This is a genomic window from Mesorhizobium temperatum, assembly GCF_002284575.1.
Classification (GTDB): domain Bacteria; phylum Pseudomonadota; class Alphaproteobacteria; order Rhizobiales; family Rhizobiaceae; genus Mesorhizobium; species Mesorhizobium temperatum.
This window is the reverse complement of record NZ_NPKJ01000068.1, coordinates 504,507-516,214: the sequence shown is the minus strand read 5'-3', so window position 1 is coordinate 516,214 and position 11,708 is coordinate 504,507. Positions and strand designations below refer to the sequence as shown.

General features: G+C 65.1%; 12 protein-coding genes. 7 read left to right on the top strand and 5 right to left on the bottom strand.

Features of this window, described 5'->3' with window-relative positions:
* Nucleotides 1-360: 360 nt before the first annotated feature.
* The 4 genes from CIT26_RS28950 (at nt 361) to lpdA (ending at nt 5,574) form a co-directional block, all read left to right on the top strand.
* Nucleotides 361-1,593, top strand: a complete 1,233-nt coding sequence (locus CIT26_RS28950) for a 3-methyl-2-oxobutanoate dehydrogenase (2-methylpropanoyl-transferring) subunit alpha (RefSeq protein ID WP_095495697.1) — start codon at nt 361-363, stop codon at nt 1,591-1,593.
* 2 nt (nt 1,594-1,595) lie between these two features.
* Nucleotides 1,596-2,609: an alpha-ketoacid dehydrogenase subunit beta gene (locus CIT26_RS28945; protein WP_095495696.1), complete on the top strand. Its 1,014-nt coding sequence runs from the start codon at nt 1,596-1,598 to the stop codon at nt 2,607-2,609.
* Nucleotides 2,610-2,614: 5 nt separating this feature from the next.
* Nucleotides 2,615-3,997, top strand: a complete 1,383-nt coding sequence (locus tag CIT26_RS28940) for a dihydrolipoamide acetyltransferase family protein (protein WP_095495695.1) — start codon at nt 2,615-2,617, stop codon at nt 3,995-3,997.
* A gap of 179 nt (nt 3,998-4,176) precedes the next feature.
* A complete protein-coding gene (gene lpdA, locus CIT26_RS28935) occupies nt 4,177-5,574 on the top strand; it encodes a dihydrolipoyl dehydrogenase (protein ID WP_095495804.1) in 1,398 nt (465 codons plus the stop codon).
* A gap of 174 nt (nt 5,575-5,748) precedes the next feature.
* Here the strand turns inward: lpdA and CIT26_RS28930 are convergent, their stop codons facing one another.
* Nucleotides 5,749-6,852 carry a saccharopine dehydrogenase family protein gene (locus CIT26_RS28930; RefSeq protein ID WP_095495694.1) on the bottom strand — a complete coding sequence of 368 codons (1,104 nt, stop codon included), beginning with the start codon at nt 6,850-6,852 and terminating at the stop codon, nt 5,749-5,751.
* A 125-nt stretch (nt 6,853-6,977) separates the two neighbouring features.
* On the opposite strand from CIT26_RS28930, the gene CIT26_RS28925 reads away from it, so the two are divergent.
* A complete protein-coding gene (locus tag CIT26_RS28925) occupies nt 6,978-7,406 on the top strand; it encodes an Lrp/AsnC family transcriptional regulator (RefSeq protein WP_095495693.1) in 429 nt (142 codons plus the stop codon).
* A gap of 12 nt (nt 7,407-7,418) precedes the next feature.
* Here CIT26_RS28925 and CIT26_RS28920 read toward each other — a convergent pair whose 3' ends face one another.
* The 4 genes from CIT26_RS28920 to CIT26_RS28905 form a co-directional block, all read right to left on the bottom strand.
* Nucleotides 7,419-7,628 (bottom strand): hypothetical protein, encoded by a 210-nt coding sequence (locus CIT26_RS28920; protein ID WP_095495692.1) that lies wholly within the window; start codon nt 7,626-7,628, stop codon nt 7,419-7,421.
* Complete coding sequence (locus CIT26_RS28915; RefSeq protein ID WP_095495691.1) at nt 7,625-8,368, bottom strand: COG4280 domain-containing protein; 744 nt, start codon at nt 8,366-8,368, stop codon at nt 7,625-7,627. The genes CIT26_RS28920 and CIT26_RS28915 overlap by 4 nt, the downstream gene beginning before the upstream one ends.
* Before the next feature lie 41 nt (nt 8,369-8,409).
* Nucleotides 8,410-8,895, bottom strand: a complete 486-nt coding sequence (locus tag CIT26_RS28910; RefSeq protein WP_095495690.1) for a hypothetical protein — start codon at nt 8,893-8,895, stop codon at nt 8,410-8,412.
* Nucleotides 8,896-8,965: 70 nt separating this feature from the next.
* On the bottom strand, nt 8,966-9,724 hold the full coding sequence (locus CIT26_RS28905; RefSeq protein ID WP_095495803.1) for an SDR family NAD(P)-dependent oxidoreductase: 759 nt from the start codon (nt 9,722-9,724) through the stop codon (nt 8,966-8,968).
* A gap of 270 nt (nt 9,725-9,994) precedes the next feature.
* Between CIT26_RS28905 and CIT26_RS28900 the strand changes: the two genes are divergently transcribed.
* Nucleotides 9,995-10,387, top strand: a complete 393-nt coding sequence (locus tag CIT26_RS28900; RefSeq protein ID WP_095495689.1) for a RidA family protein — start codon at nt 9,995-9,997, stop codon at nt 10,385-10,387.
* On the top strand, nt 10,377-11,612 hold the full coding sequence (locus CIT26_RS28895; RefSeq protein WP_095495688.1) for an amidohydrolase/deacetylase family metallohydrolase: 1,236 nt from the start codon (nt 10,377-10,379) through the stop codon (nt 11,610-11,612). Before CIT26_RS28900 ends, CIT26_RS28895 begins: the two co-directional genes overlap by 11 nt.
* Nucleotides 11,613-11,708 lie beyond the last annotated feature (96 nt).

Sequence of the window (11,708 nt, the reverse complement as noted above, 5' to 3'; positions counted from 1 at the left end):
GTGGATTGGCGCGCAGCGCCAAGCCGGAAGAGGGGTGTTGGACGGAGTGCCGTCCTTGCCAAGCTGGAACACCCCTCATCCGTCGCCTTCGGCGACATCTTCTCCCACAACGAGGGGAGAAGGAAAGGGGCGCCGCGCGAGGCCTCAATCCGACGCATTGTCTTATCTGGCGGGAAACCCGGCGCAATCATACGCCAAATTGCGCATGGCGGCGGAAGATCGACAAGAAATTTCGCCGACATATCTTCATCTTGGCGAGTGCTGGCTAGCGCGTCGCTGGCCTGAAGCCCTGCCCGACGAATTGGCACTGGTCTAGCGGTGTGCAAATATCGCGCCGGGCAACACTGGAGGACGAAGGTCATGGCTGATGCAGGAATGTTGCGTTTCCATGTGCCGGAGCCGGAGGTGCGGCCGGGCGGGACGCCGGATTTCTCTGATGTGACCATTCCCAAGGCCGGCTCGGTGCCGCGCGCGGAGATCGATGTCGATCCGCGTACCATCCGCGACATGGCGTTCTCGATCATCCGCGTGCTGAACCGCGCCGGCGAAGCCGTCGGTCCGTGGGCCGGCCTGCTTTCCGACGACGAGTTGCTGGAAGGGCTGCGCCATATGATGACGCTGCGCAGCTTCGACGCGCGCATGCAGATGGCGCAGCGCCAGGGCAAGACCTCCTTCTACATGCAGCACCTCGGCGAAGAGGCGGTGAGCTGCGCCTTCCGCAAGGCGCTGGCGCCGGGCGACATGAATTTTCCGACCTATCGGCAGGCCGGGCTGCTCATCGCCGACGGCTATCCGATGGTCACGATGATGAACCAGATCTATTCGAACGAGGCCGATCCGCTAAAGGGCCGGCAGCTGCCGATCATGTATTCGTCGAAGGAGCATGGCTTCTTCTCGATCTCCGGCAATCTGGCGACGCAATATATCCAGGCGGTCGGCTGGGCGATGGCTTCGGCGATCAGCAATGATTCGAAGATCGCCGCCGCCTGGATCGGCGACGGCTCGACCGCCGAGTCCGACTTCCATTCGGCGCTCGTGTTCGCCTCGACCTACAAGGCGCCGGTCGTGCTCAACGTCGTCAACAACCAGTGGGCGATCTCGACCTTCCAGGGCATCGCCCGCGGTGGCTCCGGCACTTTCGCCGCCCGCGGTCTCGGCTTCGGCATTCCGTCGCTGCGGGTCGACGGCAACGACTATCTCGCCGTCCATGCGGTGGCGAAATGGGCAGCCGAGCGGGCGCGGAAAAACCTCGGGCCGACGCTGATCGAGTATGTCACCTACCGGGTCGGCGCGCATTCGAGCTCCGACGACCCGTCGGCCTACCGGCCCAAGGCAGAGTCTGACGCGTGGCCGCTCGGTGACCCGATCGTCAGGCTGAAAAACCATCTCATCCAGCGCGGCGTCTGGTCGGACGAGCGCCACACCCAGGCCGAGGCGGAAATTCTCGAAACGGTGATCGCGGCGCAAAGGGAGGCCGAGCGCCACGGCACGCTGCATGCCGGCGGCAAGCCCTCGGCGCGTGACATGTTCGAGGGCGTCTATGCCGAGATGCCGCCGCATCTCAGGCGCCAGCGCCAGCAGGCGGGGGTCTGACCATGCCAAGACGGACCATGATCGAGGCGATCCGCGACGCCATGGACGTGTCGATGGCGCGTGACGAACGCGTCATCGTGTTCGGCGAGGATGTCGGCTTTTTCGGCGGCGTCTTTCGCTGCACGCAGGGCTTGCAGGCGAAGTACGGCAAGAGCCGATGCTTCGATACGCCGATCAGCGAATCCGGCATCGTCGGCTCGGCCATCGGCATGGCCGCCTACGGCCTGAAACCTTGCGTCGAGGTGCAGTTTGCCGACTATGTCTATCCGGCCTATGACCAGATCGTCTCGGAGGCGGCGCGGCTGCGCTACCGGTCGAACGGCGACTTCACCTGCCCGATCGTGGTCAGGATGCCGACCGGCGGCGGCATCTTTGGCGGCCAGACCCACAGCCAGAGCCCGGAGGCGCTGTTCACCCACGTCTCCGGCCTGAAGGTCGTCGTGCCGTCCAACCCGCATGACGCCAAGGGCCTTTTGATTGCAGCGATCGAGGATCCCGATCCAGTCATCTTCCTGGAGCCGAAGCGGCTCTACAACGGTCCGTTCGACGGTCATCACGACCGCCCGGTGACGCCGTGGTCGAAGCATGAGCTCGGCGAGGTCGCCGACGGCCATTATACGGTGCCGCTCGGCAAGGCGGTGATCCGGCGACCGGGGGCGGCTGTCACCGTGTTTGCCTACGGCACGATGGTTTATGTCGCGCAGGCGGCGGCCGAGGAGACCGGCATCGATGCCGAGATCATCGATCTGAGAACGCTGCTGCCGCTCGATCTCGAGACGATCGTCGCCTCGGTCAACAAGACCGGGCGCTGCGTGGTCGTGCACGAGGCGACGCTGACATCCGGCTTCGGCGCCGAACTTTCGGCGCTGGTGCAGGAACATTGCTTCTATCATCTGGAAGCGCCGGTAGCGCGGGTCGCCGGCTGGGACACGCCCTATCCGCATGCCCAGGAGTGGGATTATTTTCCCGGTCCCGCCCGGCTCGGCCGCGCCTTGCTTGAAACGATGGAGGCCTGACGACGATGGGCGAATATGTGATCAAGCTGCCCGATGTCGGCGAAGGCGTCGCCGAGGCCGAGCTCGTCGAATGGCAGGTCAAGGTCGGCGACCTGGTGCGCGAGGACGCGGTGCTTGCCGCTGTCATGACCGACAAGGCGACCGTCGAGATTCCCTCGCCCGTCGATGGCGAGATCGTCTGGCTGGGCGCCGAGATCGGCGACACGGTGGCGATCGGCTCGCCCATTGTCAGGTTGAAGGTGGCCGGCGAAGGCAATGTGAAGGCAGGCGCGGAGTCGGGGGGTGAGGCGGGCGCCAAGAGTACCCCCACCGACCGCAGTACCCCCACCCCTGACCCCTCCCCACAAGGGGGAGGGGGACGAGCTTCGGCTCCCAAGGCCGATGCCAAGTCACCCGCACTGAAGCGTGCACCAATTGAGAGTGTGCGTGAGGCAGATAGGGAATCCGCCTCCCCCTTGTGGGGAGGGGTTAGGGGTGGGGGTACTGCGCCGCTCGGCGCACCGCGCCTCGAAGGTGAAAAGCCGCCGGCATCGCCGGCCATACGCCTGAGGGCAAAAGAGGCCGGCATCGATCTCCGTCAGGTTGCGGGAAGCGGCCCGGCCGGGCGTATCCAGCACGAGGACATCGAGGCTTTCCTGGCACGCGGGCCGCAGCTGGCAAAGGTCTCCGGCCTCGCCCGCAACGAGGCCGTCGAAGACATCAAGATCATCGGGCTCAGGCGAAAAATCGCCGAGAAGATGACGCTGGCCAAGTCGCGCATCCCGCACATCACCTATGTCGAGGAGATCGACGTCACCGCGCTCGAGGATTTGCGCGCGGCGCTCAACAAGGAAAAGCGCAGCGGGGCGGATAGGCCAAAGCTGACTCTGCTGCCGTTCCTGATGCGGGCGATGGTCAAGGCGATCGCCGACCAGCCAAATATCAACGCGCTGTTCGATGACGAGGGCGGCATCGTCCACCAGCATGGCGGCGTCCATATCGGCATCGCCGCGCAGACGCCTTCTGGGCTCGTGGTGCCGGTGGTCAAGCACGCCGAGGCGCGCGACATCTGGGACTGCGCCGCCGAGCTCAACCGGCTCGCTGAGGCGGCCAGATCAGGCACGGCGACGCGCGACGAGCTGTCGGGATCGACCATCACCATCACCTCGCTCGGCGCCATGGGCGGTGTGGCGACGACGCCGGTGATCAATCATCCGGAAGTGGCGATCCTCGGCGTCAACAAGATGATGGTGCGGCCGGTATGGGACGGCACCCAATTTATTCCGCGCAAGATGATGAACCTGTCCTCCAGCTTCGACCACCGCGTGATCGACGGCTGGGATGCCGCAGTGTTTATTCAACGGATCAAGGCGCTGCTGGAAACCCCGGCGCTGATTTTTGTGGATTGATGAGATGAGAACGGTCGCAAAGGCACCCTCACCCGGCCACCGCTTCGCTACGGCCACACTCTCCCCGAGGGGAGAGGAGGTCGCCAGCGCCGGGCCAGCCTCTTCTCCCCAACGGGGAGAAGGTGGCCGCGAAGCGGCCGGATGAGGGGGCTTTTCTTCGCCAAAAAGAGCGTATCGACATGAAGGAAATATCCTGCAAGCTGCTCGTCATCGGCGCCGGGCCCGGCGGCTATGTCTGTGCTATTCGCGCCGGCCAGCTCGGCATCGATACGGTTATCGTCGAGTTCGGCAAGCCGGGCGGCACTTGTCTCAATGTCGGCTGCATTCCGTCCAAGGCGCTGATCCATGCGGCCGAGGAGTTCGAGAAAATCTCGCACATGGCCGGCGGCAAGACCCCGCTCGGCATTTCAGTCGCAACACCATCCATTGATCTCGAAACGACCATCGCCTGGAAGGACGGCATTGTTAGCCGGCTGAACAGCGGCGTCGCCGGCCTTCTCAAGAAGGCCGGGGTCAAGACCGTGCATGGCTGGGCGAAATTCCGTGACGGCAAGACCGTCGAGGTCGAGACTGAGACCGGCACACAGGTCGTCCGCGCCGAGACGGTGGTGATCGCCACCGGCTCGGCGTCGGTCGAATTGCCGCTCCTGCCGTTCGGTGGGCCGGTGATCTCGTCCACCGAAGCGCTGGGGCTGAGCGAAGTGCCGGAAAGGCTTGCCGTCGTCGGTGGCGGCTATATCGGGCTCGAGCTCGGCATGGCCTTCGCCAAGATGGGCGCCAGGGTGACCGTGGTCGAGGCTTTGCCGCGCATACTGGCGCAATATGATGCCGAACTGACCCGGCCGGTGGTGAAGCGGCTCACTGAGCTCGGTATCGAGGTGCTCGTGAACGCCAAGGCCAAGGGGCTGTCGACCAAGCGCGATGCGCTGCTGGTCGAGACGGCCACCGGCAAGAATGGCAAGATCGCTGCCCACAGGATTCTGGTCACCGTCGGGCGCAAGCCGGTGATCGAAGACTGGGGGCTGGAGCAGATCGACCTCGACATGGCAGGCAAATTCATCCGCATCGACGACCAGTGCCGCACCTCGATGCGCGGCATCTTTGCCATTGGCGACGTCACCGGCGAGCCGATGCTGGCGCACCGGGCGATGGCGCAAGGCGAAATGGTCGCCGAGATCGTCGCCGGCCACAAGCGCAGCTGGGACAAACGCTGCATTCCCGCCATCTGCTTCACGGATCCGGAGCTGGTCACCGCAGGCCTTTCGCCGGAGGAGGCAAAGGGGCTCGGTGGTGAGATCAAGGTCGGGCTGTTTCCGTTTGCCGCCAATGGCCGGGCGATGACCAAGATGGGTGAAGATGGATTTGTCCGGGTCGTTGCCCGCGCGGACAACCATCTGGTGCTCGGCATCCAGGCGGTCGGCCAGGGCGTGTCGGAACTGTCGGCGGCGTTCGGCCTGGCACTGGAGATGGGCGCGCGGCTGGAGGACATCGCCGGCACCATCCATGCCCATCCGACACAGGGCGAGGGTTTTCAGGAAGCCGCGCTGAAGGCGCTTGGGCACGCGCTGCATGTTTGAGGGCTGCTAGCGCGATCTTCCTTCTCCCCTTGTGGGAGTGGGTGTCGCCGAGGGCGACGGATGAGGGGTGTTCCAGCCTGCACCGCGGCGCTTCGTCCAGCACCCCTCAACCGTCTTGGCGCTATGCGCCAATCCACCTTCTCCCACAAGGGGAGAAGGAAACAGGTCCGAACCTCATCCCGCCAGCCGGCTAACCATCTCGTGTTGCGCATAGGCGTGGCCGAAGCGGTTGGCAAGGAAGGCATCGAGCGCAATGTCCTCTTGCTTGATGAAACCCTTCGCCGGCAAGGTGCCGTCGGCCAGCATGTCGAGCACCGCGCAGATGGCTGACGCGGTGGTGATCTGGATGGCGCTGCGCACCGTATTGCCGACGCGCTTGGCGTAGATCTTGTTGGCGTAGGTCTCCTGCAGCAGGCGGCCGTTCTTGCGGCCGCTGACGGTGACGAAGATGATGACTACGTCCTGCAGCGTCGCCGGCAGGGCGCTTTCAAAAATGTCCTTCAGCACGTCGCGGCGGTGGCGCAGGCCGAGATCGTTGAGCAGCGCCTTCATGATCGCGGCGTGGCCGGGGTAGCGGATGGTGCGGTAGTTCAGCGTGCGCACCTTGCCCTTCAGCGTTTCGGCCAGCGTGCCGAGCCCTCCCGACGTGTTGAACGCCTCGTAAGTGACGCCGTCGAGCGAGAATTCCTCGCGCTCCTCCAGCGGCGGCACCTCGATAAGCTCGCCTTCAACGATCGCCTCGCAAGGCTCGCAATATTCGTTGATGACGCCGTCCGTGCTCCAGGTCAGATTGTAGTTCAGCGCGTTCGACGGGTATTGCGGCAGCGCGCCGACCCGCATGCGCACGCTCTCCAGCGTGTCGAAGCGGCTGGCGAGATCATTGGCGACGATCGAGATGAAGCCCGGCGCCAGCCCGCATTGCGGGATGAATGCGCTGTTGGCGGAGCGCGCCAGTTGCTTGACGCGTCGGGTCGCGACGACGTCCTCGGTCAGGTCGAGATAGTGGACGCCGGCGCTGGCTGCCGCTTCGGCGGTGCGCGTGGTCAGATGGAAGGGTGCTGCGCTGAGCACCGCGAACTTGCCGGCCAAGGCCGCTTCAAGCGTGCCGGCGGCTTCGATGTCGAGCTCCAGTGTCTCGACCGTGGCAGGCAATTCGGCCGCGCCGAGCTGTGCGGCCGAGCGGTCGACGAGGGTGACCTGATAGTCGCCCGTGGACGCCAGCATCTCGGCGATGGTCGAGCCGATCTTGCCGGCACCGACAACGATGATTTTCTTCATGACAGTTCCCTCGCCCGAACATTGATTGCGAAGCACAGAATCGCAGCTTGCCTGTCGAAAGGAAGCGTGGAATTGTTCGAAACGAAGTGTCCTTCTGATCAATCTGCCGATGAGGTTCGTCGAAAGTGCTTAGCAACGCCGAACAGGCCCTGCTTTCCCTGCTGCGCGTGAATGCGCGCGCCTCGACAGCCGAGCTGGCGCGGCGGCTGGGCGTGTCGCGGACAACGGTGCAGAGCCGGATCGAGCGGCTGGAGCAGCGCGGCATCATCACCGGTTATGGCGTCAGGCTTTCGCCCGATTACGAACAGGGACTGGTGCGGGCGCATGTCCTGCTCACCGTCACGCCCAAGCTCGCCGACAAGGTGGTGCGCAGCCTGCAGGCGCTGCCGCCGGTGCGGACGCTGCATTCGGTGAGCGGCAATTTCGACATGATCGTCATCGTCGACGCACCGTCGATCAAGGATCTCGACACGCTCCTCGACCAGATCGGCGCGATGGACGGGGTCGAGCGGACGTCGTCCTCGATCATCCTGTCGACGCGGATCGACCGCTGAGCGCTGGCCTGTTCACTGGTGCCGCGCGGCGCGGCGGACGCTCTGCAGCAGGATCGCGAGGCAGCCGATCAGCAGCAGGACACCGCCAAGCAGCGGCGGCAGCGCCAGAAACTTTACCGACGCCGTAATCGCCGCGATCAGCAGCAGAGCGAGCAGCGCCAGATTGCCATCGTCGACGAACATGCCGATGAATTCCCTGACGGCAAGGCGAACGATGTTCATCGGGCCAACCCTCCGATGGCTGCAGGATAGGCGCTGCGCAGCCGGCGGACGATGGTAAAGGACGCCAGCGCGACGATCGCGAAGATCGCGAGCAGGGCCAGATCGTCGCCCGGCCAGTGCGCATCGATGCCTTCGCCGGTCCAGAAGATGCCGAAGCTGGTCAGCATCAGCCCGACGACGAATTTGAGCGCATTTTCAGGGACGCGCGCCAGTGGCCGATGCAAAGCGAGGCCGATGAGCATCACCAGGAAGAACGCCGCCAGGGCGCCGAGGCTCGCATAGAGCGTCTGGCCGTGTGCTGCGCTGACCGCGATGACGATGAACACCACCTCGACACCTTCGAGCAACACCGCCTTGAACGCCGCCACCCCCGCCAGATAGTCGGCCCGCCGGTCATTGGCCTGCCGATGCAGCACCGCGGTTTCCCTGGAAAAGGCCGCCTCCTCGTCATGCAGGGCGATGACACTGGCGGCGCGCAGGATGGCCTTGCGCAGCCAGCGCATGCCGAACAGGATCAGCAGGACACCGACGACGAACTGCAGAACAGTGATGGGAACGAGCGCCAGCAGCGGCCCGAACGCCAGGACCAGTGCGGCGAGCAGCGCCAGCGCCAGCGCCGCGCCGACCAGCGCCGGTCGCCAGCTGCGCGTCACGCCGACTGCAAGCACGATCGTGAAGGCTTCGACGACCTCGACGAAGGAAGCGAGAAAGGCGGCGGTGCACCCGCCACCGATCTTCACAAATTTGTTTGCCGGCCGGGTGACCGAAGGGTGGCGTTCGGCTAGCTGCCGAGCGGATGCGGCATGTAGCCGACGAAGCCTGATATCTTCCAGCTTCCCTCGACCTTGGTGCAGAAATAGAGGGTCTGCCATTTCAGCCTCTCGGCGCTGCCGTCGGTCTTGGCGACCGAGCCGTTGAACTTCTTGTGCAGCACGGCGCGGTCACCGTCGACGTCGATGTCGCGCATGTTGGTGACGCGAAACAGCGCCTCGCGCAACGGTTCGGCGAATGTCGTCGCCGCGGTTTCCCTAGCCTGGCGCAGCCACTCGTCGCGGTAGGAGGCGAGCGTCGGGAACTGCAGCCGCCAGGCATCCGCATCGCTGAGGAAATGAGCGTGCATGCCGAAGAAGCTCGAGGCGACGAAATCATCCTCGACCATCGCCCAGTCCTGGCCGAGGAAGGCGTCGATGTCGCGCCGCACCAGCATCTCCCAAAGCGCATGGCGGTCGGCGTCGCCGGGCGGAAACGGGTTCTTGTCGAAGGTCACTTTTGCTCCCCTATCTTGCGATTTTCGGGTGTTGCGATGTTTCGGTCGGCTGAGGCTCGACTTGATCCGCTCAACCGCCGATCTGGTCCAGAAACGGCAGATTGCTGGCCATCAGGCCTGCATCGACATTCAAGGTCGTGCCGGTGATGCCGCTGGCGAAGGGTGATGCCAGGAACACCGCGGCGCGGGCGACCTCGACGGGCTCGACCAGCCTGCCCAGCGGATAGAGCTTGCCGACGGCGGCGAGGATCTCCGGCTTGTGGGCGAGGCGATGCTCCCAGGCTCCGGTCCGGATCGAGCCGGGAATGACGGCATTGGCGCGGATGCCGTTGCGGCCTTCCTCCGTGGCGATGGCGCGCATCCAGGCGTTGAGTGCCGCCTTGGCGGCGGCGTAGGCGGGGTTGCCGAAATGAGCCTGCGCGTTGACCGAGGAGATGAACACGAAGGCGGCGCCCTGCGGTTGTTTGCGCATGGCGGGGAGCAATGCCTGCGACAGCAGGGCGGCGCTGCGGAAATTCAGATCCATCTCGTGATCGAGGGCTGCCGTCGAGACCTCGGCGAGCGTTTCCGCCCGCGTCCAGCCGGCGTTGGAGATGACCGCCGCCGGCGCCGGGCTTTCGCCGATGCGCTTGGTAAATGCCGCCACGGCGTCGTCGTCGAGCAGGTCGAAATGATGCGCTTCTTCAATTCCAGCGCCGGTAAGGTCGGTGCCCTCACGATCACAGGCGATCACCCTGGCTCCGCAGGCGGACAGGACAGCGACCAGTGCACTGCCGACGCCGCCGGCCGCACCTGTCACGACCACGCTGCGGCCACCGAAATCGATCATGCGGCTCCTCGCTTTTCTCTCGCCAATCCTCGCTTGCCCGATGACTTGACGCAACCGCCTGCCACGCAAGATGCTGATGCTCTTGTAATAAAGCAACATGAATTCCAAAAAATGTTGCTTTCCAACACGGCCTGTATGAGAATCGCTCGGGCAGGCGTAGACCTTGCGGCAGGAAACGGGCAGACCGGCGCAGCGAAAGAGCCAAACCACGCGGAGGCTCCGCGTGCTGGACGACAAGGCGCCAATGTTTTTGAACAGGAGACTTTTTCCTTGCCCAAGCAGTGTTTTGGAACATCCCATGTCCCGCTGTCGCCGGCGGTCCGGGCCGGTGACATGGTCTATGTCTCCGGCCAGGTTCCGGTCGGCAGCGACGGCGTGGTGGTCAAGGGCGGCATCGCCGAGCAGACCGAGCAGGTGCTTTCGAACGTCAAGGCAGCCCTGGCGCTGGCCGGCTGCACCATGGACGACGTGGTCAAGACGACGGTCTGGCTCGAGGACGCCCGCGATTTCGGCGCCTTCAATGCTGTCTATGCCAGGCATTTCCCAAAGGATCCGCCGGCCCGCACCACCGTCGAGTCGCGCCTGATGATCGACATCAAGATCGAGGTCGAGGCCGTCGCCTACAGACCGGACGTAACGAAGGCGGACGCCGATGCAATTTGATCTCCTCCTGAAGGGTGGCCGCCTCATCGACCCGGCGTCCGGCCTCGACGCGCAACGCGATCTGGCCATCGCCGACGGCCGCATCGCCGCGATCGATGCCGACATTCCCTTCGACCGTGCGGCGCGCGTCGTCGATGCCACCGGCTCCATCGTCGCGCCCGGCCTCATCGACCTGCACAGCCACGTCTATTGGGGTGGCACCTCACTCGGCGTCGATGCCGACCGCCTCGCCGCCAAAAGCGGCACCACCACCTTCATCGACGCGGGAAGTGCCGGCGCCGGCAACTTCCTCGGCTTTCGCCGCCATGTCATCGAGCGCTCGAAGGTCCGCATCCTCGCCTATGTCAACATTTCGTTTGCCGGCATCTTCGGCTTCTCGCAGACCGTGGCGGTCGGCGAGTGCAGCGATCTCCGGCTCTGCGAACCGCGCGAGACGGTGGCGGCGATGCGCGAGCACGCAGACGTGGTTGTCGGCGTAAAAGTTCGCTCGGGTCGCCATGCCGGCGGCAGCAGCGGCATCGCCCCGGTTGATCTGGCGCTCGAGGCTGCCGACCAGGCCGGCCTGCCGCTGATGGCGCATATCGACGAGCCGCCGCCCGGCCGCTCGGAAGTGCTGCCGCGGCTGCGCAAGGGCGACATCCTCACCCACTGCTTCCGGCCGTTTCCCAATGCGCCGATCTTCGCCTCGGGCGCGGTGCGGCCCGACATGCGGCTGGCGCGCGAGCGCGGCGTCATCTTCGATATCGGCCACGGCATGGGCTCGTTCGATTTCGAGGTCGCCAGGGCGATGCTCAGCGAAGGGCTGGCGCCGGATGTGATCAGCAGCGACGTGCATCTCTACTGCGTCGACGGTCCCGCCTTCGACATTCTGGTCTGCATGTCGAAACTGCTGGCGCTCGGCATGCCGCTGGTCGAGGTGCTGCGCGCGGCGACACAGCGGCCGGCCGAGGCGATCGGGCGGACCGATCTTGGCGCACTTGCGGTCGGTGCCGTCGGCGACATCGCGGTGCTGCGGCTGCGTCCGGGGCGCTTCACCTTCGTCGATGCGGTCGGCGCCTCGCTGGTCGCCGAGCAGAGCCTGGTCTCGGATGGTATCGTGGTTGGCGGCACCTGGTGGCCGAACGAGGCGGCTAACGATTTTGGCGACACCGAGCGCTTCGAAGCGCATGGGCACGAGACGCATGTCGAGGTTGCTGCCCGGCATTTCGGGCACAGCCACGGTTGAAGGCTGGGCGGCTCTCCCTTCTCCCCTTGTGGGAGAAGGTGGCCGAGCGAAGCTCGGTCGGATGAGGGGTGTTCCAGCTTGGCAAGGATGGCACTC

Bases quoted from the DNA above. Each gene is read 5' to 3' on its own strand.
- CIT26_RS28950 (WP_095495697.1), top strand. From the start codon at position 361: ATGGCTGATGCAGGAATGTTGCGTTTCCATGTGCCGGAGCCGGAGGTG.
- CIT26_RS28945 (WP_095495696.1), top strand. From the start codon at position 1,596: ATGCCAAGACGGACCATGATCGAGGCGATCCGCGACGCCATGGACGTG.
- CIT26_RS28940 (WP_095495695.1), top strand. From the start codon at position 2,615: ATGGGCGAATATGTGATCAAGCTGCCCGATGTCGGCGAAGGCGTCGCC.
- lpdA (WP_095495804.1), top strand. From the start codon at position 4,177: ATGAAGGAAATATCCTGCAAGCTGCTCGTCATCGGCGCCGGGCCCGGC.
- CIT26_RS28930 (WP_095495694.1), bottom strand. From the start codon at position 6,852: ATGAAGAAAATCATCGTTGTCGGTGCCGGCAAGATCGGCTCGACCATC.
- CIT26_RS28920 (WP_095495692.1), bottom strand. From the start codon at position 7,628: ATGAACATCGTTCGCCTTGCCGTCAGGGAATTCATCGGCATGTTCGTC.
- CIT26_RS28905 (WP_095495803.1), bottom strand. From the start codon at position 9,724: ATGATCGATTTCGGTGGCCGCAGCGTGGTCGTGACAGGTGCGGCCGGC.
- CIT26_RS28895 (WP_095495688.1), top strand. From the start codon at position 10,377: ATGCAATTTGATCTCCTCCTGAAGGGTGGCCGCCTCATCGACCCGGCG.